Source organism: Clostridium sp. AM34-9AC, assembly GCF_003480225.1.
GTDB lineage: Bacteria > Bacillota > Clostridia > Lachnospirales > Lachnospiraceae > Acetatifactor > Acetatifactor acetigignens.
Genome location: NZ_QUIU01000023.1, coordinates 21,825 through 41,009 on the forward strand (window position 1 = coordinate 21,825; position 19,185 = coordinate 41,009).

At 48.5% G+C, this 19,185-nt stretch carries 21 protein-coding genes and 2 pseudogenes; 12 read left to right on the forward strand and 11 right to left on the reverse strand.

The genetic code is table 11. The annotated features are described in order from the left end of the window. Nucleotides 1-45: 45 nt before the first annotated feature. The 5 genes and pseudogenes from DW835_RS13275 to mobQ all read right to left on the reverse strand — a co-directional run bounded on the left by DW835_RS13275 (nucleotide 46) and on the right by mobQ (nucleotide 4,612). Nucleotides 46-390: a TnpV protein gene (locus tag DW835_RS13275; protein ID WP_118731285.1), complete on the reverse strand. Its 345-nt coding sequence runs from the start codon at nucleotides 388-390 to the stop codon at nucleotides 46-48. Next, nucleotides 387-2,273: a recombinase family protein gene (locus DW835_RS13280; RefSeq protein WP_347559381.1), complete on the reverse strand. Its 1,887-nt coding sequence runs from the start codon at nucleotides 2,271-2,273 to the stop codon at nucleotides 387-389. Before DW835_RS13280 ends, DW835_RS13275 begins: the two co-directional genes overlap by 4 nt. A gap of 141 nt (nucleotides 2,274-2,414) precedes the next feature. Next, nucleotides 2,415-2,822, reverse strand: a pseudogene (locus DW835_RS18725) (type IV secretory system conjugative DNA transfer family protein); the annotation flags it as partial. A gap of 15 nt (nucleotides 2,823-2,837) precedes the next feature. After that, nucleotides 2,838-3,011 carry a hypothetical protein gene (locus tag DW835_RS18065; protein ID WP_158581886.1) on the reverse strand — a complete coding sequence of 58 codons (174 nt, stop codon included), beginning with the start codon at nucleotides 3,009-3,011 and terminating at the stop codon, nucleotides 2,838-2,840. A gap of 14 nt (nucleotides 3,012-3,025) precedes the next feature. Further along, nucleotides 3,026-4,612, reverse strand: a complete 1,587-nt coding sequence (gene mobQ / locus DW835_RS13285) for a MobQ family relaxase (protein WP_243037181.1) — start codon at nucleotides 4,610-4,612, stop codon at nucleotides 3,026-3,028. 91 nt (nucleotides 4,613-4,703) lie between these two features. Between mobQ and DW835_RS13290 the strand changes: the two genes are divergently transcribed. Next, nucleotides 4,704-5,525, forward strand: coding sequence for a PD-(D/E)XK nuclease family transposase (locus tag DW835_RS13290; protein WP_243037182.1), 822 nt, complete (start codon nucleotides 4,704-4,706; stop codon nucleotides 5,523-5,525). A gap of 232 nt (nucleotides 5,526-5,757) precedes the next feature. Here DW835_RS13290 and DW835_RS13295 read toward each other — a convergent pair whose 3' ends face one another. Beyond that, a complete protein-coding gene (locus DW835_RS13295) occupies nucleotides 5,758-6,075 on the reverse strand; it encodes a DUF3847 domain-containing protein (RefSeq protein ID WP_118668412.1) in 318 nt (105 codons plus the stop codon). Nucleotides 6,076-6,236: 161 nt separating this feature from the next. Here DW835_RS13295 and DW835_RS13300 point away from each other — a divergent pair, with 161 nt between their 5' ends. The 4 genes from DW835_RS13300 (at nucleotide 6,237) to DW835_RS13315 (ending at nucleotide 10,112) form a co-directional block, all read left to right on the forward strand. Continuing rightward, the gene (locus tag DW835_RS13300) at nucleotides 6,237-6,911 is read left to right on the forward strand and encodes a response regulator transcription factor (RefSeq protein WP_118668411.1); all 675 of its coding nucleotides are present in this window, start codon (nucleotides 6,237-6,239) and stop codon (nucleotides 6,909-6,911) included. Then, nucleotides 6,899-8,077, forward strand: a complete 1,179-nt coding sequence (locus tag DW835_RS13305; protein WP_118668410.1) for a HAMP domain-containing sensor histidine kinase — start codon at nucleotides 6,899-6,901, stop codon at nucleotides 8,075-8,077. Before DW835_RS13300 ends, DW835_RS13305 begins: the two co-directional genes overlap by 13 nt. 86 nt (nucleotides 8,078-8,163) lie before the next feature. Then, nucleotides 8,164-9,039, forward strand: a complete 876-nt coding sequence (locus DW835_RS13310) for an ABC transporter ATP-binding protein (RefSeq protein ID WP_118668409.1) — start codon at nucleotides 8,164-8,166, stop codon at nucleotides 9,037-9,039. After that, nucleotides 9,036-10,112, forward strand: a complete 1,077-nt coding sequence (locus DW835_RS13315; RefSeq protein WP_118668408.1) for an ABC transporter permease — start codon at nucleotides 9,036-9,038, stop codon at nucleotides 10,110-10,112. Before DW835_RS13310 ends, DW835_RS13315 begins: the two co-directional genes overlap by 4 nt. A 168-nt stretch (nucleotides 10,113-10,280) precedes the next feature. Here the strand turns inward: DW835_RS13315 and DW835_RS13320 are convergent, their stop codons facing one another. From DW835_RS13320 to DW835_RS13335, 4 genes are all read right to left on the reverse strand, one after another. Beyond that, nucleotides 10,281-10,499: a hypothetical protein gene (locus DW835_RS13320; protein WP_118668407.1), complete on the reverse strand. Its 219-nt coding sequence runs from the start codon at nucleotides 10,497-10,499 to the stop codon at nucleotides 10,281-10,283. Beyond that, nucleotides 10,492-10,809: a hypothetical protein gene (locus tag DW835_RS13325; protein ID WP_118668406.1), complete on the reverse strand. Its 318-nt coding sequence runs from the start codon at nucleotides 10,807-10,809 to the stop codon at nucleotides 10,492-10,494. Before DW835_RS13325 ends, DW835_RS13320 begins: the two co-directional genes overlap by 8 nt. A gap of 104 nt (nucleotides 10,810-10,913) precedes the next feature. Then, entirely contained in the window at nucleotides 10,914-11,303 is a 390-nt protein-coding gene (locus DW835_RS13330; RefSeq protein ID WP_118668405.1) for a TnpV protein, read from the reverse strand. Continuing rightward, nucleotides 11,300-13,114 (reverse strand): recombinase family protein, encoded by a 1,815-nt coding sequence (locus tag DW835_RS13335; RefSeq protein ID WP_347559380.1) that lies wholly within the window; start codon nucleotides 13,112-13,114, stop codon nucleotides 11,300-11,302. The genes DW835_RS13330 and DW835_RS13335 overlap by 4 nt, the downstream gene beginning before the upstream one ends. A 236-nt stretch (nucleotides 13,115-13,350) precedes the next feature. On the opposite strand from DW835_RS13335, the gene DW835_RS13340 reads away from it, so the two are divergent. The 7 genes and pseudogenes from DW835_RS13340 to DW835_RS13370 all read left to right on the forward strand — a co-directional run bounded on the left by DW835_RS13340 (nucleotide 13,351) and on the right by DW835_RS13370 (nucleotide 18,729). Continuing rightward, nucleotides 13,351-14,334 (forward strand): DUF6017 domain-containing protein, encoded by a 984-nt coding sequence (locus tag DW835_RS13340; protein WP_118399233.1) that lies wholly within the window; start codon nucleotides 13,351-13,353, stop codon nucleotides 14,332-14,334. 23 nt (nucleotides 14,335-14,357) lie between these two features. Then, nucleotides 14,358-14,579 carry a DUF5348 domain-containing protein gene (locus DW835_RS13345; RefSeq protein ID WP_002569164.1) on the forward strand — a complete coding sequence of 74 codons (222 nt, stop codon included), beginning with the start codon at nucleotides 14,358-14,360 and terminating at the stop codon, nucleotides 14,577-14,579. A gap of 41 nt (nucleotides 14,580-14,620) precedes the next feature. Then, nucleotides 14,621-15,097 carry a PcfB family protein gene (locus DW835_RS13350; RefSeq protein WP_118399232.1) on the forward strand — a complete coding sequence of 159 codons (477 nt, stop codon included), beginning with the start codon at nucleotides 14,621-14,623 and terminating at the stop codon, nucleotides 15,095-15,097. Then, a pseudogene (locus tag DW835_RS13355) lies at nucleotides 15,094-16,062 on the forward strand (type IV secretory system conjugative DNA transfer family protein); the annotation flags it as partial. The gene DW835_RS13350 and the pseudogene DW835_RS13355, both read left to right, overlap by 4 nt. A 90-nt stretch (nucleotides 16,063-16,152) precedes the next feature. After that, the gene (locus DW835_RS13360) at nucleotides 16,153-18,033 is read left to right on the forward strand and encodes a recombinase family protein (protein WP_118505233.1); all 1,881 of its coding nucleotides are present in this window, start codon (nucleotides 16,153-16,155) and stop codon (nucleotides 18,031-18,033) included. 26 nt (nucleotides 18,034-18,059) lie between these two features. Continuing rightward, nucleotides 18,060-18,413, forward strand: a complete 354-nt coding sequence (locus DW835_RS13365) for a TnpV protein (protein ID WP_117949861.1) — start codon at nucleotides 18,060-18,062, stop codon at nucleotides 18,411-18,413. Between the two features lie 16 nt (nucleotides 18,414-18,429). Further along, the gene (locus DW835_RS13370) at nucleotides 18,430-18,729 is read left to right on the forward strand and encodes a hypothetical protein (protein ID WP_117949863.1); all 300 of its coding nucleotides are present in this window, start codon (nucleotides 18,430-18,432) and stop codon (nucleotides 18,727-18,729) included. Between the two features lie 27 nt (nucleotides 18,730-18,756). Here the strand turns inward: DW835_RS13370 and DW835_RS13375 are convergent, their stop codons facing one another. Beyond that, a complete protein-coding gene (locus tag DW835_RS13375; protein WP_002596316.1) occupies nucleotides 18,757-19,125 on the reverse strand; it encodes a helix-turn-helix transcriptional regulator in 369 nt (122 codons plus the stop codon). Nucleotides 19,126-19,185: the final 60 nt, after the last annotated feature.

Here is a 19,185-nt window from a genome sequence, read left to right on the forward strand (position 1 = left end):
ATATATGAGAAAAGTCCGAACAGTTTTCTGCCCGGACTTCCTCACTCAATCATAAATCAATTCTGCTTTCACAATCTCCTCTGCCTGTGCCTTGCAAGCGTTCATCTGCCGCACCCATTCCATTTGATTATCGGCTTTCAGTTGCTCAGTCACACCGTTTTGCTCTGCCAGTGACCGCACGATCAGCTCCGTGCGGTTTCGTGCCGCTTCATCAATCTCGGCGCAATGCTCAAAGAGCTTGTCGGATAGCACCAGCTCATTGAACAGTATCGGGCGGTGCATTTCCAAATACGCTTTGCGAAGTCTGCCATAGTGACCGATGGGCTTGGTCTTGCGGATAATGATGTTTGGGATAAGATAATCGCCGTTCTGTGTGTAAGTGATATTCATGCTGTTTGTACTCCTTTCATCGGCTCTCTCTGCGGTAAACTGCTGACAGGGACGAACACGCCCTTTGCAATGTCCTCCGCACGAATGGCGGCTTTCTTGGCTTCGATTTCCGCCTTTTTCCGCTTCTTGATTTTGTCCTCGTATCGCTTCTGCGCTCCGCTGGCTTTCCGCTTCAAGTAGTTCTGATGAAGCCTGTCCTTGCGTTCCTCACGCTTGCGGATTTCCTCTAATTCCTCCGGGGTAAGCTCCACTTCGCCAAACGCCGGTGGAACGAATCGCCCAACAAAATTGAAGTAAATCTCGACCTCCTGTGTGGTCTGTATACTGCCTTTACGGTCACGCTCATGCACAAGGATTTTCTCGATAAACTCGTTGAGCATAGCAATGGTCAGCTTGTCGAAGTTCTCATACTTGTCAATCAGAGCGATAAAACGATCAGCGTCCTTTTCGTGCTTCTCATAGCTCTTGACAGCCTTTTCCAGAACAGAGATTTCAGCGGTAAGCTCGGACTGTTCCTTTTCGTATTGAGCGTCCAGAGTGGCGTATCTGCTGTCGGACAGCTTTCCTAAAATGTTGTCCTCATAGATTTTACAGAGCAGGACTTCCAGCTCGGAAACTCTCTGCTTGGCGGCAGCAAGGCGTGACCGCTGTTTCTTAACCTCTGCTGTCTGCTGGCTGGACTGCGCTTCCTGTACCACACGGACAAACTCGGCTCGGTCATGCTTGGCATACTCGGCAATAGCTTTGAGCATTTCGGAAACAAGGGACAGAACCACATCTTCATTGATACGGTGCTGTGTCGTGCAGAGCTTTCCAACTGGGACTTTGCTGTATTGGGAACAGGTATATTGAGAAATACGCTTGCCGTTGTTGGTGCGGTGGACATACATCTTGCCGCCGCAATCGGCGCAATAGAGCAAGCCCGTGAGGGGAGCTGCTTCGCCCCAGCCGTCCGGGTAGCGTCTGACATTCCCACGGATTTTCTGCACAAGGTCAAAGGTCTGCTGGTCAATGATAGCTTCATGGGTATTCTCGAAAATCGTCCATTCGTCCTCCGGGACATAATGGCTTTTCTTGTCCTTGAAGTGCTTTCGGGTCTTGAAGTTGATGGTGTGTCCCAGATATTCACGCTTTTCAAGAATGTTGCAGATGGTGGAAGAACCCCAGCCGTACACATCTTTGAAAGTCTTGTTTTTATTCACACCCTCGCCGTGCCGGGCAAGGTAAGCGGACGGAATGAGGATTTTTTCTTCTTTCAGCTTGCTGGCGATCTGATACGGACCGTAGCCCTCAATCGTCATGGCAAAGATACGCTTGACCACCTCTGCGGCTTCGGGGTCAACCAACCATTGGTCTCTGGCTTCGTTCCAGAGATAGCCGTAAATGACTGTGCCTGTGAGGTGCTTGCCGGACTTGCCTTTGGACTGGAAAGTGGAACGGATTTTACGGCTGGTGTCTCTGGCGTAATACTCGTTCATAATGTTGCGGAAAGGGGTAAAATCATCGTCCCCTCTGGCGCTGTCCACGCCGTCATTGATGGCGATAAGGCGAACGCCACGCTGACGCAGGATTTCCATAATCTGACCGACTTTCAGATAGTCACGACCCATGCGGCTCATGTCCTTGATACACAGGTACTCCACATTCCCGGCTTCCACTTCTTTCATCATTGCTAAAAATCCGGGACGGTCAAAGCAAGTACCACTAATGCCATCGTCCGTGAAATGGACAATGTTTGTAAAGCCCTGCCGTGCGGCGAACTCCTCCAACATTGCCTTTTGATTGGATATGGAATTGCTCTCACGCTGTTGGTCATCATCTTTGCCAAAGTCATCACGGCTCAGTCGTTCGTACAGAGCTGTGATTTTCTCATTTTTTCTCATAACTTGCGCTCCTTTCTTCGGTTTTAGGTTGTGTGTTCTAAGAGACTTCCCACTTGCTTGATTAAGAAGTCTCTTAGAGCATACAACACCTGCTGCCAGCTTGTACTTGGCATACTGTCTTACAGCAAAGTGATCCGGATTCTGTTCTGCCAGTTCATCAAACATCATATCCACCGGATTCTTGAATTCCTCATCATCCTCACGGACTTCCATTGCATTGATCATTTCAAGCAGTGTTGAAAAATTCTGTTCCTCTTCCGGTGCCTCATAATGAATATATCCAATCAACGCAGTATAAAGCAGCGTCTCCGCTTTGAGCCAGAAATCATCCCCGCCTTTGCTCTCCCCTTTTGTATTGGCGATCAGCGTTGTCACCAGTTTCAGAATATCCTTCTCAGAATGGAGATAGGCAAAAGGATTATAGTGCATTGATTTTGAAAAGTTGATGGTATTAAATACCTTCATCCGGTACCCGTTCTTATAAAGGGCATTTCCCACTTCATTGACCAGACCTCCCTTGGGCTGCCTTTTGTCAAGATAAAAAATCAAGATGCTGCTGTAAATTCAAAAGTTACCAGCTTTCGCTTCTTTTTGAATGATTTTTCGCATTTGAGTATCCAATGTGCTCTTCGCGTTCGGATTGAAAAAGATGTTGACGTTGTAAGTTGTGTTTTTGACTCGCATGGTCAACATTCCATCCGCAGGGCGATGTTCGGTCAAAGTGACAGTTTTGCTCATTTGTGCTTCTCCTTTTACAATGTGTGTTCCGTTGTCTTTTGATAGGGCTGTGATTTTTTCTCTTCAAGAGCCACCTTGCTATCATTCAGCTTTTTCAGTACCGATTCCTTTTCCGGGGTCTTGCCGCCCGGTGCGGAAAGCTGTTGCTTATTCAGCACAAGGTCGATATACTTGCGGATATTTTTCAGAGCAGAGATGTCCGGCTGCAAGGTTTCCAGTTGGCTGCGCAGCTCTGCGCTGCCGGATTGCAGCGCAGAAAATTCGGCATCCAATGCCGAAAAATCTACCGCTGTGCTGCCGTTCAGTTTCATCAGGGTACGGACAGCTTTGTTGAATGCGTCCAGCTCGTCCTTGTGCTGGGCAGCATAAGCGTCCTTTGTCAGCTTGAAGTTCTTCTTTATAAAGATGTCGTGGATGGGCTTCAGCTTGGCATGGATGGCAGCAGCATCCTTGATCTGGGCGATTGCTCGCATCTGGCTCTCGTTCTGCTTCAACTGTCTGCGGAGAGGGGCGGCGGTCTGGCTCAGGTCTTTGATTGCGGCGTTCAAATCCTCGATGGTGTTCAGAGAATGGGCCTTCAGGTAGTCCACCGCCTGCCGAATCTCCTCAAAATCCCGGACAGTGCATTTCAGTTTTGCCTTGCCAGACCAATCACTGCGCTGTTCGTTGCGGAGGTTGAAGTAGTCCACCAGCAGGTCGGACAGCGTGGGTTCTTTCGCCTTTTCCAGAGCGTCCAGAAGAAGCTGCTTCTTTTCGGTCAGGTCTGCGATCCAGCGTTGCAGTCCCCGGATGGTGCTGCGGATGGACTGCATCAAGCTGTTGGCGGCACGAATGTCCCGGTTCAGGTTGCCGAGAAAGGTTTCTATCCCACGTTTTTCCATCTGGTGAGCAGCGGGGCCGAGATGCACGGTCGGAATCTGCTGCACGCCCTGACGCTCGAATGAGCGGAGATCAACACGTTCCGGTCTGCCAGCGGCTTCCAGATAGCGGTTGGTGATGGTTTCCCAGCCATGCCGCCAGACCTCGGCGTACTTCTGGTCGTTCCAGTCCACCGTGTTTTCCTTGTGACACTTCCAGTTCCCGGATGGAAGCCGGATGCGTTCGCCGTTCTCGTCAAGGTCGTATACTTTTCGGGCTTTCGGGAGCCACTTGCCGTGTTCATCCATTGCCCGGATGGTCAGCAGAATGTGGGCGTGTGGGTTGCCATCGCCCTTGTCGTGGATGGCGAAGTCGGCTATCATACCTTTGGAAACAAACTGCTCGTTGCAAAATTCTTTGAGCATGGGAAGATACTGTTCCTTCGGCACCTCCACCGGAAACGCCAGCACGATGCGCCGGGCAAGCTGCGAGTTCCATTGATTTTCAACGGATTCTACTGCGTTCCAGAACGTTGCCCGGTCTGCATATCCGGACGGCGCATGGGGCGGCAGCATGATTTCGGCATGGACGAGTTCTTTCTTCTTGTTGTAGAATTTCGTTTTCTGGTCGTACTCGCTGAACAGCCGTTCGCCGCTTTGGTAGGCTGCACCGGCAACAACGGACTGCCCTTGGCTGCGTTTTACGATGGAGATTTTGAAATGCGGACACGGAATAGGAATCACCTCCTTGTGAGCATTTGAAACGTTCCCTTGTAAAAAATGTGGATTTATGATACTATTATCTTGGATAAGTAAACAGAAAGCTGGTGAGCCGATGTCAGAAAGGAAATCAGAACAAGAACTGGACTTTGAGCAGAAGCACAAGGAAGATTTGCAGCGGATTCGAGAGTTTCGTTTGATTGATGATGATTTTATGGCTGCGGTGTTTGAAGACCACGACTGCGCAGAGTTCTTGCTCCGAATCATCCTGAAGCGGGACGATTTGGTTGTGCGAGAGGTTCATGGACAATACAGCATTAAAAATTTGCAGGGACGTTCGGTTCGGCTGGACATTCTGGCGGTAGACCGAAACAACCGTGCATATAATATTGAAGTCCAGCGCAGTGACCGGGGCGCAAGTGAAAAACGTGCTCGCTACAATAGCAGCTTGCTTGATGCAAACCTGACAGATTCCGGTGAGGAATACGATGCGTTGAATGAAACTTATGTCATCTTTATCACAGAAAACGATATTTTGAGGGCCGGGCTTCCGATTTATCATATTGACCGAACTGTTCAGGAAACTGGTATGATCTTTAATGATCAGGCTCATATCATCTATGTCAACTCGCAGATCAAGGATGAAACGGCGCTTGGTAAATTGATGCATGACTTTTTCTGTACCGATTCCAGCAAAATGTACTATCCCATTTTGGCCAATCGAGTATGGTACTTCAAAGAAAACGAGAAGGGAGTGGCAACTATGTGCAGAGCTATGGAAAAAATGCGGGATGAAACCGCAGCTGAGCAGAACATCAAAACTCTTTTGGTGTCTGTAAAGAATCTGATGAAAAACATGAATCTCAGCCCAGAACAGGCTATGGATGCCATGGGGATTTCTGAGGATGACCGTAAGATGTTACTGCAAAGAATTTGATGCTCTTTTGATTGAACTTTATCCCTAAAAATTCAAAAGCCGACTAGGATTTTCCCGGTCGGCTTTTGTACTTTATATCGTGTTCTTCTGCAAAAGGATAGCTGCAAAGCAGCGCAAGGAAAATGCAGTTTTCCTTGGGATGGAATCGGGCTGGCGCACAAACGCCAGCTTCGATTTCATCGAGCCGTCTGCAAGACCGCAATTTCACCGGAACGGTGTATAATTGCGCCCTTTATTCTAAAGGGTTTTGGACGTTGCTGCGTTCGTGAACATCATGCACCATCTTTGCAAGTGCCAGCACAACTTCCGGTTGACGGAACGAGATTTTCAAAAGTTCCATCACCTGATCGTCGGTCAGCTCTCCCGGACAGACCAGAAAGCTTTCCAGCATTCCGGCACGGGTGCAGAGACGATGTACACGCTCTCTCCGGTTTAGCTCCGACATCCTGCGTTCAAGGATTTTCTCCCGGTGCTGGCAAGAGCGCAGCTTCTGCTCTGCTTTGGCTTTTTCGTTGCGGAGATAGGCAAGGGCGGTTTTGGGTTGGGTCATGGCATCACGCTCCTTTTTCAAAAACTTTTATTCGTTTACAAACATTTTATAATTCATATTTACCGCCTTGTATTCTTTGAGATAACGAATATAATACGTCTAGGAGAATAGATAAATAATTGAAAAATGATTGCTATATTTGCTGTTAGGAGGTGGGCATAATGAATGCAAAGATACTGATTGCTGATGATGAAAGCGATATTGTTTCTATGCTCGGTAACTTTTTTGAAAGCAAGGGCCTTCGTGTCCTGCCCGCTTTCAATGGCGCAGAAGCACTAAAGCAAGCGGAAAAACAACCGGATATTATTTTGCTTGACATCAATATGCCCGGAACAGACGGGTTAGAAGTTTGCAAGCGTATCCGTGATCACATATCCTGCCCGATCCTTTTTCTGACTGCCAGAATCGAAGATACAGATAAGGTAAAAGGCTTTGCTGTTGGCGGTGATGATTATATTGTAAAGCCCTTTTCCCTCGTAGAGCTTGAAGCGCGGGTACACGCTCATCTGCGCCGGGAAGCACGGCACAATTTTGAAACACAAGTCAAGTTTTCCGGTGATTTGACGATTGACTATTCAGAACGTTGCTTGTTCTTTGGCGATAAGAGTGTCGGTCTTGCAAAAAGGGAATTTGATATTGTGGAGTTGCTTTCTCAAAATCCGGGCCAAGTCTTTGATAAAGAGAGGATTTATGAACACATTTGGGGCTATGACAGTGAGGGGGACAGCAGCGTTGTGGCAGAGCATATCCGCAGGATACGAACTAAAATTGCTGCATATACCGACCATATATATGTTGAAACGGTTTGGGGGTGTGGATACAAATGGGTCAAGTAAATTGCCGCAAGCACTATTTATCTCTCCGAAAAAGCCTTGTTCTCTATGTAATCGCCTTTGTTGTACTCGCAGTCTTTCTATCCGTAACGACTTTTTCAATCTGTGATGGTGCTGCCGAGGGTATCAGAGCATCTTATCCTCCGACCGGCGAAAAATATTATTTGACGAATGAGCAGGGGGAACAGTTGGGCGACGGCGCTTACATCGGGACAGTGCCCGTCCCGATGTCTAAAGAGGACGAGCGTACCATTGCGCTACTGGAGAAACTTCCCGTTGTTGCAACTCCTATCTATTCTGCATTCTGTATTATCGCTGCTGCGCTGCTATTTTACAGAAACAGGCTGAAAAAGCCGCTTGCGGAACTGCGGACTGCTTCTGAAAAAATAGCGAACAATGACTTGGATTTTTCAATCGACTATGATAACAACGATGAATTGGGACAGCTTTGCGCGTCCTTTGAAATCATGCGGACAACCCTTGCGGACAATTTCTCTAAAATGTGGCGACAAGTTGAAGAACGAAAAGCACTTAACGCCGCTTTTGCTCACGATTTGCGTACCCCTCTGACGGTACTAAAAGGCTATAACGAAATGCTGCAAGCCAGCGACAATTCCCAAACGAGGGAAACCGCCGCCACAATGGGAAAGCATATTTCTCGTATGGAAAACTATGTAAGCAGTATGAGCAATCTTAGGCGTATGGAAGATACGCAGCCAGAGTACAAGTTGATTGGCTTGCAACCATTGGTATCTTCTTTGTATGATAGCGCAAAAATCGTTTGTGCGAAAAATGCAAAAGAGTTGATTTTACAAAATCATATACCCAATTCACAGTTGCCCCTTGACAGCGCATTTGTTTCACAGGTCAGCAATAACCTGATTGCCAACGCAGTTCGATATGCCCGGACTACGGTAACAATATCTTTCGTCTTGCACGACAACGGCTTGTTGCTTTCCGTAACAGACGATGGGAAGGGTTTTGACAAAAGCAGCCTGCAAAAAGCTACCAGCCCATATTACACAGAGGAAAACAACCATTCTGAGCATTTTGGACTTGGACTATATATTTGCAAGCTGCTTTGTGAACACCACAACGGCTATTTGAAGATTGAAAATACTGCAACCGGAGCAAATGTATCCGCCTATTTCAAATCTCCTGCCTTGTAGATAAAAAGTAGATATTTTCCCTCTATACTCTCCATGAAAATACATGGGGAGTATTTTTTTGCTCCCTATGGAGAAAGGGGCTTTTTATGGAATTAAAAACGATTGGGCTGACAAAAAAGTTCGGCTCCAAAACCGCCGTGGACAATTTGAATATTACATTAACAAATGGTGTCTACGGATTACTGGGTGCAAATGGCGCAGGAAAAACAACGCTTATGCGTCTGCTCTGCAATATCCAAAATCCTACTTCCGGGAGAATTCTGCTTAACGAGAAAAACATTGTGGGGCTGGGTGAACGCTATCGCAATCTTTTAGGCTACTTGCCGCAGCACTTCGGATATTACCCCGATTTTTCAGCGTATGACTTTCTGCGCTACGTTTCTGCTCTAAAAGGCTTGGACGAAAAGGCGGCACATAAGAAGTCAAAAGAGTTACTGGAAGCAGTAGACTTATCGAGGGAAAGTAAGCACAAAATCAAAACCTTTTCCGGAGGCATGAAACAGCGTTTAGGGATTGCACAAGCCATGCTCAATGATCCCCGCATTTTGATTTTAGACGAGCCAACGGCAGGGCTTGACCCGAAAGAGCGCGTCCGTTTCCGCAATTTGATCAGCGCCTTTTCCAAAGACCGCATTGTAATTCTGTCTACGCATATTGTTTCCGATGTGGAGTTTATCGCAGAGGAAATCATTATGATGAAATCCGGGCAAATCATTCATTTTGGAAATCCGCAGGAGATTACTTCTGAGATCGACGGTCAAGTATGGGAATGTACGGTTCCGACTGCCTATGCGGAAAAATACGCAGCTGCCTACAATACAAGTAATCTGCGGAACATCAGCGGAAACCAGACGATCTTACGGATTATTGGAGATCGTCCGCCTATGGAAAATGCGGTAAGGGTGCAGCCTACTTTGGAAGACCTGTACCTGTTCTATTTCAAAGGGGGCTGTGAAGAATGAAAAAACTGATTCTTTTTGAACTGCGGAAAGTGTTTTCAAAGCGTTTGGCGCTCATCGCTCTAATTGGAATTATCCTGTTCTCTGCCTTGCTATCCTTTTCCACCTTTCAAAACAAATATACATTTGACCCAAATATCGGTGAAGGTACTGGCAAAACAGCAGTAGAAATCGACAAGGAAATTGCAGCGAAATATGAAGGAATCCTGACAGACGAAAAAGTGCATCAAATGATGTCTGATTTTGCACCGACATCAGATTTACATGGATTGAGTGCAATCTATGTTTATCAAAACGCCATGCAATCGGCAGCCTTTTCACGGTTTTCTGATAAAGAGGGAAATTGGAACGGATTAAGTGTTTCTGATGTGTTTGGCAATGAAGAAATCAAAATTGGCTATGTGGATGGTTGGCTTTCCACCAGCCGAAACATGGTGCGGGTTTTTGTCGCGCTTGCTCTTGCGGTTATTATCATGCTTGCTCCAATTTTCTCCAGCGAGTATGAAGGTGTTGATAATATCATACTGACAAGCAAATACGGCAAAACCAAATGCGCTACTGCAAAGGTGGTTGCAGGTATCATCACCGCCGTTCTCACTACCACACTAGTTGCAGCATTTAACCTGCTTTTTGCTTTTGTTTTTTATGGAACAGAAGGGTTGGATTGCAGTATTCTATTTGCCCCCAGTGACTATGTGGAAGCGTTTATCCCTTTTAATATCACTTGTTGGACGCTGCTCAAGTATCAAATCCTGTTGGCGTTTACCTGTACGCTTAGCGTTACTGGAATTACACTGTTCCTATCTGCAATCAGTAAAAATCAGATTGTAGCTTTGGTTGCAGCGATGGCAATTTTTCTGTTCCCGGTTTTGCTGCCGATCACAGAAGCAAATCCGTTGTTCCGATTGGTTGGACTTCTTCCTATCTATCATGTACTGGCTATTTCGCTCCTGTCGGTGGAACAAATGAGTAACGGTATGCTGTATGCGATATGGGCAATCCCGGCAGCACTACTCTTTTTGGGAGTTGGTGCAGGTATCTCTCGCCGTGTATTTGCCAAGCACCAAGTTTCATAAATATGGAATGATCTACCGGACGACGACAAAAGAAAAAAGCCGTCGTATAGCAGACATATCCGCACGCCCATTTTGAAGCGGCGGCTCAATTTTCAGAGCCGCCGCTTCTTTGTGTTTACACAAACCAATGATGACTTGCAGGGATACGGTAGCCGATTGGAGATTATTTTACCATAGCAGATCGATGCCCCGCACGGGCTGGATAGCCAGTGCGGCACCCCTGACCTGATACGTTACCCCGCCAGCTTCGCCCCTTGCCTTCCGCTGGCACACCTCCGGGTGCTGCGTTGCAAGGGCGTCAAGCTGCTTCTGCAAGGCAGAATTCAGCGTGAACACGCTGTTCGTTCCGTCCTCGCTGGCGTAGATCATGGTTTCCAGCTTAAACATCGTCAGAGAGTTCGTCATCTTCGTTTTCCTCAAACATCTCAGGCCCCCAATCCTCATCACGCTCGATGTCCTGCGCCAGCTTCTCCATCCTGGCATAACACTCCATCTCGAAACGGATGAAGTAGAACATCTGGTCGTACCAGTCTGCCAGCGTTTCGTCCTCCAGCTTCCGGCAGAGGTCAAGCACCAGCTTGTTCTGGTCGGGGTCAACCGTCAGCCCGGCGATCTCGCACAGCCGCTTGCGGGTCAGTTCCAGATCGGCGCAGCCATAGGTGTAGAGCAGCTTCTTTTCTTCAAACGTCAGTTTCATAGGCTTGTTCCTCCGTATTAAAAAAGGGCCTGCCCTGTGCAGACCCGATGTAACAAAAAAGACCGCCGTGCGTTGTGCAGGGCGGTCAGAGATGCGATATTGTATCAGACAAAAATCAGCTCAGTCTTGATGATCTCTTCGGCACGGTTGCGGATGCTGTTCATCCGGCGCACCCATTCCAGTTGATCAGCGGCTTTCAGCGCTTCGGTCACGCCTTCAGCTTCCTGCATCTGCCGGACAGTCAATGCAAGCTGTTCCTCGGCTTGCTTGTCCAGCTTGGCAAGATAGCCGTCCAGTTCACCGGACAGGAGCAGTTGATTGTACCGGATGGGGTGCTGCTCCTTCAGATACATCTTATGTAAGCGGCCCCACCGCCCGGTGGGGTGCTGCTCTGCCGGGGCTGCTGCGGTCAGGTTCGGCAGATAGTGGTCGTTGACAAGGGTGTAGTCCAGACCGTTGGCATTGTCATGGATAGATTTCTTCAGTTCGTTCATGCGGATTCTCCTTTCATTTCTTCAGATGGTTCAAATTGAATGGGGACTGTATCAGCAGACTCCTGTTGAGCCAGCTTTTTATTTTGGGCATACTTGCGGCATCGTTCACGGCCTTTCTGCAAGAGGACTTCATACTCTGCTGCCGCCTGTGGATCAGTTTTAGCAGCTTCACGCAGAGCGGCACGTTTCTTTTTGCGGTTTTCCCCGGCAGTTTTCTGATATTTCTTACGCTTGGCAAGTTGCTGTTCTGTAAGATTTTTCTTGTCGCCGCGACTAATCTCAATTTGACTAGGGAACGTATCACCGATAAAATTGAAGTAGATGTCGATTTGCTGCTGACGGTAGATCGTCCGTCCGCCGGATGCGGAATGAATCACCACTTTTTCTACCAGTTTGTACAGCATTTCATCTGTCAGCGTTTCACAGTCCTTGTATTTCCGAATCAGTTTGATAAAGCGTTTCAGATCAACTTTCGTTGTTTCAACGACGTCCAGTTCTTTCTTCAACTCGGCAATGCGAGCTTCGCAGACAGCTTGTTCCTCATCATATTGCGTAATCAACCGCTGATACTGTCGTTCTGGGATTTTTCCTAAGACGCTGTTTTCATATAGGCTCCGAATCAAAGCGTCCAACTCGTCTATTCTTTTTTGAACTGAATGCAGTTCTTTTTTACTCTCGGAAGATACCTGTGTGTTTTGGTTTTCCCATGCAGCTTGAAGCTGCTCGGCAAATTCATCCTCATTTTCAATAATTTCTTTTGTCATCGCTTTGATTGCATTGAGAATAGCGGCTTCAATGGTTGAGGTCTTGATAAAATGGGATGTGCAGGAAACGTACATATTACGGTATTTGCTGCACTGCCATGAAGAATCCGAATCATACATTACATCAGAATCCCGGTGTTTGGATTCGGGGCTGGAAAAGCTCATTCGGGAGCCACAGTCGGCGCAGAATACCATTCCGGCTAACCGGTGCGAGTATGTTCCACTCGGAAGTTTTTTCGGATTCCTCTTGCGCAGACGCTGTGCTTGATCCCATGTTTCTTGGTCGATGATAGCCTCATGAGTGTTTTTGAATATGATCCTTTCTTCCGGGGTTGCAGCACGGCGCTTTTTCAACTTGAAGTTCTCACGGATACTTTTACATAGCACTGTATGGCCGAGGTATTCCTGCCGGTCAAGAATATAGGTCAAGGTGGTCGTATTCCACCGATAGGGGTCGTGGTACGAATGGTGCCGAGCAGATTCAGGATGATACCGTTCTTCATATGCAGACGGAATCAGCACTTTTTCGTCCGAAAGCGTCTGGCCGATTTGTGCAAGACTGGCACCGCTGGCTGCCATATCGAAGATCCTGCGGACAACGGAAGCTGCTTCCTCATCTACATGAAGGGTTTGCTTATCGCCGGGAACCCGCTTATAACCGTAGGGAATACTGCCGCTACACCGTTTGCCATCCTGCATCCGTGATTTGAAAACGGCACGGATTTTATTGCTGGTATCCTTGGCGTACCACTCGTTCATGATGTTCAGGAACGGAGTAAAGTCATTGTCCGTGGGATTGGCACTGTCAACATTATTGTTGATAGCGATGAACCGAACACCCTTTGATGGAAACTGAATTTCCGTGTAAAATCCAACTTCCAGATAGTTCCGTCCAAAGCGGCTCATGTCCTTTACAATGACAGTTGCAATATGCCCGGCTTCAATTTCGGCAATCATGGACTGGAAGCCGGGACGATTGAAAGCTGACGTTAGATAACGATACTTTTGAAAACACTGGAAAATCAAGGTTTTTCGAGCGACGGACAAGCAGGGTATTGTACTAAAAACTGAATACGACGCAGAAGCGGCGTTTCTTACTCTCTATACGGGAGAACAGGAACGCCGCTTTTTTCATGCCCTTTGTTACGCAGTAGGGGCAGAAAAAGCCTTGCTACAAGCGGTTTTCCGGGTGCGTATATGGCGCGGCAAGGGATTTATACCTTATCCCCCGAAACCGCGCTTCTACTGCGTAACAAAATCCACAGCAAAAGGAGTGATTTACTATGGCAGTTTTCCGGGTGGAACGAAACAAGGGCTACACCGTTATGAGCAACCACCACCTACGCAACAAGGAGCTATCCCTAAAAGCAAAAGGGCTGTTGTCGCAAATGCTGTCACTCCCCGAAGATTGGGACTACACCTTGAAAGGCTTATCCCTTATCAACCGGGAGAAGATAGACGCTATCCGCGAAGCCATTAAGGAGCTTGAACGTGCCGGGTATATCGTCCGGTCAAGGGAGCGCGACGAGAAAGGACGCTTGCGGGGCGCGGACTATGTGATATTCGAGCAGCCGCAGCCGCCTACGCCGGATTTACCTACATTGGAAAATCCAACATTGGATAATCCAACGCAGGAAAAACCAACATTGGAAAAACCTACGTTGGAAAATCCAACGCAATTAAATAAAGATATACAAAGAACTGACTTACCAAAAAAAGAAAAATCAAATACAGATTTATCAAGTACCCATTCCATTCCTATCCTTTCCCCTAACCCCTCTCCTTGCGGTGAAGCGGCTACGCCGCCGGAACGGAAAGGAACGGAAGCGGCAGCACAGAGCGCAGTAGAGATATACCGGGAAATCATCAAGGACAATATCGACTACCACATTCTCAAACAGGACATGAAGTTTGACGGGGACAGGCTGGACGAGATTGTAGACCTCATGCTTGAAACCGTATGCACCGCCAGAAAGCGGGTACGGATTGCGGGGGACGACTACCCGGCAGAGCTTGTGAAGTCAAAGTTTATGAAACTGGACGGCGAACATATCCGCTTTGTGCTTGACTGTATGCGGGAGAACACAACGAAAATCCGCAACATCAAGCAATATCTGAAAGCCGCCCTTTTCAATGCCCCGTCCACAATCGGCAACTACTACACTTCCCTTGTCGCCCATGACATGGCAAGCGGCGCACTGTCACCGAAAAAGCCGCAGTACGGCGACCCGGACTATTATTCATACAACGAGGGCGAAAGCCTGTAAAACAACAAAAGGAGGATTTTATTATGGCACAGAAAATGACAGGAGCATTGGTATTTGACGAGCGCACCGACCGCTACGACATTCGCTTTGACTTAAACAGCTACTATGGCGGGCTGCATTGCGGAGAGTGCTTTGACGTGTTCGTGCGGGGCAAGTGGAAGCCTACCCGGATTGAATACGGCGATAACTGGTATCTTGTGGGTATCAGAGCCGAGGACTTGAACGGCTTGCGGGTGCGTATCTGACCGCCGCCCCATAAAGAAACGCGAAAGGAGGACGCGAGAAATTGCAGGACGAAGTAAACGAAAAGACCATAGCCCTTTACATCAAGACCGGGAAGCTGACCGCGCAGACGCTCCAAAAGGCAATGAAAGCCATTCTGTCAAAGGGCAAAAAGCAGCTTACGAAACAGCCACAGGGCAAGCAGAGCCTAAAGCAGCTTATGAAGCAGAACGCGGGCGTTTCCAACATTGAGATTACCGAGGGCAATATCAAAGCCTTTGAGGGTACGGCGAAAAAGTACGGTATCGACTTTGCGCTGAAAAAGGACGCGACGGAAAGCCCGCCCCGCTATCTGGTTTTCTTCAAGGGACGGGACGCGGACGTGCTGACCGCAGCCTTTAAGGAGTTTTCCGCAAAGAAGCTGACACAGGAGAAAAAGCCCTCAATCCGAAAACTGCTCTCTACGCTCAAAGAAGCTGCACAAGGCAGAAACGCGGAACGGGCGAAAGTCAAGAACAAGGACAGGGAGGTATCGCTATGAAGCCGGAAATCAAGAAGCTGCTTATCCTAAATCTCCCGTATCTGCTCTTTGTCTGGCTCTTTGATAAAGTGGGCGCGGCTGTCCGGCTCTCCCCCGGCGCGGACGCAAGCGCAAAGCTGCTACATCTTAGGGACGGTTTTACCGCCGCCTTTTCCAATATCGCACCGAGCTTCCACCCGGCAGATTTACTTATCGGCATTGCGGGGGCGGTCATTGTCCGGCTGATTATCTACACCAAAGGCAAGAACGCGAAGAAATACCGCCGCGGGACAGAATACGGTTCGGCGCGTTGGGGCGGAGCTGACGATATAAAGCCGTACACAGACCCGGTATTTGAAAACAATATCCCTTTAACACAGACGGAACGGCTTACCATGAACAGCCGCCCGAAGCAGCCGAAATACGCAAGAAACAAAAATATCCTTGTAATCGGCGGTTCTGGCAGCGGCAAGACCCGGTTCTTTGTGAAACCGTCGCTCATGCAATGTACGTCAAAGGATTTTCCGACTTCGTATATTGTCACAGACCCGAAAGGAACACTGATTTTGGAAACCGGGAAAATGTTACAGCGGTACAAATACCGTATCAAAGTGTTAAATACGATTAACTTCAAAAAATCCATGAAATACAATCCCTTTGCCTATTTGCGGAGCGAAAAGGACATTTTGAAGTTAGTCAATACCATTATCGCCAATACCAAAGGCGACGGGGAAAAATCCGGCGAGGATTTCTGGGTGAAAGCGGAAAAGCTCTACTACACCGCGCTAATCGGCTATATCTGGTATGAAGCCCCGGAGGACGAGAAGAACTTCACGACGCTGCTTGAAATGATAAATGCGTCGGAAGCCCGCGAGGACGACGAGGATTTCCAGAACCCGGTTGACCTTATGTTTGAACGTCTGGAAGAAAAAGACCCGGAACATTTTGCAGTCAAGCAGTACAAAAAATACAAACTTGCGGCGGGTGATATATGCTCTAAGTGACTTCTTAATCATGATTTTGTCATGGTTAGTGAAGCAATCACTTAGAGCATTTTTGTTTCAGGAGGTACAGCCATGAGAAATGAAAAAATTACCCCACTGTACGAGCGCCTGAGCCGGGACGATGAGTTACAGGGCGAGAGCAATTCCATATCCAACCAAAAGCAGATGTTAGAGGATTTTGCCCGCCGGAACGGGCTGCCCAACCCTACGCACTTTACCGATGATGGTATCTCCGGCACCCGTTTTGACCGCCCCGGATTTCTGGCGATGATGGAGGAAGTCGAGGCCGGACGGGTGGAGGCCATTGTTATCAAAGACATGAGCCGCCTGGGGCGCGATTATCTGAAAGTCGGCCAGGTCATGGAGATTTTGCGGCAGCGCGGCGTCCGGCTGATCGCCATCAACGACGGTGTGGACAGTCTGAAAGGCGATGACGATTTTACGCCCTTCCGTAACATTATGAATGAATTTTACGCCCGTGATACCAGCCGGAAAATCCGCTCTGTGTTTAAGTCAAAAGGCATGAGTGGCAAGCACCTGACCGGCACTGTGATTTACGGCTACTTATGGGACGAAAAACGGGAGCATTGGCTGGTAGATGAGGAAGCTGCCGAAGTGGTACGCCGTATATTCTCCCTCACGCTGGAGGGATATGGGCCTTACCAGATCGCCTGCAAATTATCCACAGACCGGATTGAAATTCCTGTCGTACACCTTGCCCGCTTCAACGAGGGTGTGAACCGTTCAAAGCCGATCAAAGACCCATATGGATGGGGATCATCTACCATCGTGAACATTTTGAAAAAACGAGAGTATTTAGGGCATACCATCAATTTCAAGACCCGCAAGCACTTTAAGGACAAGAAAAGCCACTATGTTTCTGAGGACGAATGGACGATCTTTGAGAATACCCATGAAGCCATTATCGACCAGCAGACCTTTGATTTGGCGCAGAAAATCCGCAGCAATGTACGGCGTTATCCAAACGGCTGGGGCGAAGCGGCTCCCCTCACAGGCTTGCTCTATTGTGCCGATTGCGGCGGCAAGATGTATGTCCACCGCACCAACAATGGCAAGCGGGTTTCTCAATATACCTGTTCCAATTATACCAAAGTTCCGTGTGGGACACTATGCCCTACACAACACCGTATCAATGAGAGTGCTGTCCTGACATTGGTTTCCGACACGCTCCGGGCTATCGCTGAATATTCGAGAAATGACCGGACGGAATTTATTCACACTGTTCAGGAGACGCAGGTTGCTCAACAGAGTGCCGATATATCGAAAAAGCGCAGGCGTCTGGCTGCTGCCCAAAAGAGAGCCGGAGAACTGGAAAAACTGATTTGCAAAATCTATGAGGACAACGCCCTCGGCAAGCTGCCGGATGCACGATATAAGGCGCTTGATGCACAGTATGCCAAAGAGCAGGATGCACTTGAGATTGAAATTGCGGAGTTGGAAAAGGCTGTTACCGGCTATGAGCAGAGCCAGAAATCAGCGGAGAAATTTATAGCCCTGATTGATAAGTACGAGAATTTTGACACGCTGACAAACACCATGCTCAACGAGTTTGTAGAGAAAATCCTTGTCCACGAACGCGCCCGAAAAGGCAGCCAGGACACTACGCAGGAGGTTGAAATCTACTTCAATTTTGTGGGCCGGTATATCCCGCCCGCCTTGCAGCCGGTTCCACTGACCCCGGAAGAACAAGAAGAACTGCGGAAGAAGGAGGAACGCAAGGACAGGCTTCACCAGAACTACTTACGCCGCAAGGCCAACGGCAAGCAGAAGGAATGGGAAAAACGCTACAACGCCAAACGCAAGGCCCAGGTGGAGGCAGCAAAGGCCACAATCCGGGCCGAGGACATGGAGAAGGGCATTTTTACCACCGTCAGCCAGTTACCCAGGCAGGAGCCGCGCAAGGCCACCGTATCGGCCAGTGCCACAGTTTAACCATTACAGTGCAAAGGAGAATGAACATGAGCGAATTGACTTACACCCGCTGCGGAGATTACTACATCCCTGATCTGAAACTTTCCGAGCAGCCGGAGGCCCCCATCGGCAAGTATGGCCGTATGCGGCAACGCTACCTGAAGGAACACCGGCCCGGCCTTTATAGCAGCTTGATTTTGAGCGAAAAGCTGTACCCGCACCTGTTGGAGATTGATCGGGCGGCGCGGGAGCGGATGGACGCCATGCTGCCCCGCATGATGGAGGCGGCGGGCGTCACCGAGGAACTGAAAGCCCGTGACCCCATGCGCTGGGTGGGGCTGATGAACACATTAACGGCACAGATTGAGGAAATTTTACTCAGGGAACTGATTTGCAGCTGAATGGGAGGTGTGGGAAATGCTGACCTTTGAAAAGGTTCTGGAAGTGTTTCAGGCATATCTGGATGATGACCCTCTGTATGAGGTGGTTCAGACCAGCCACGGTTATACATTGATGGCATGGGAACCCCACCGGAATGACTGGTATAGCGCCGAGATACAGAAAACCCCAGAGGATTTACGGAACGCTTTGCTGGGTACATACGCCAACTTTCTGGAAGATAAAATTACCGGAAACGAGCGTGAACTGACTGTGACAGAAACCAGAGAAATCCAGCAGAGGTGTCAGGAACTTTTGGAAAAGTGCCGGGAACCTTGATATAGAAATGCCAGAAGGAGGCCGCGATTATGCGTCCTCCTTCTGCTTCGCAGTCTGTTCCATTTTGAGCGCCCCGTCTATGGCACCTTCGATAATCGGCAGGTATTCTTCAGGGCAGAGTTTCAGCTTGTGGCTGACCCGTTGCCGCTGTTCGCTTTCTTCCCGCATGATCTCCGGGTTAAAATACCGTTCCACGGGAAGTCCGCAGATCTTAATCAATTGGATCATCACAGGCAGGCTCGGAATTGCACCTTGATTCTCAATGTTGGCAAGATACCGCCATTCAATCCCAACCATTTCCGCCAATGTTTTTCGTGCCAGACGCTTTGCCTCTCGTGCGGCTTTGACATCTGCGCCGAAGGTTTCAAAACCGGGACAATCTTCAACTTTCGCCATATAATATCACCCTGTTACATTGTATAATTCATACTTCGCCTGTGGAATGTCACTGTATGC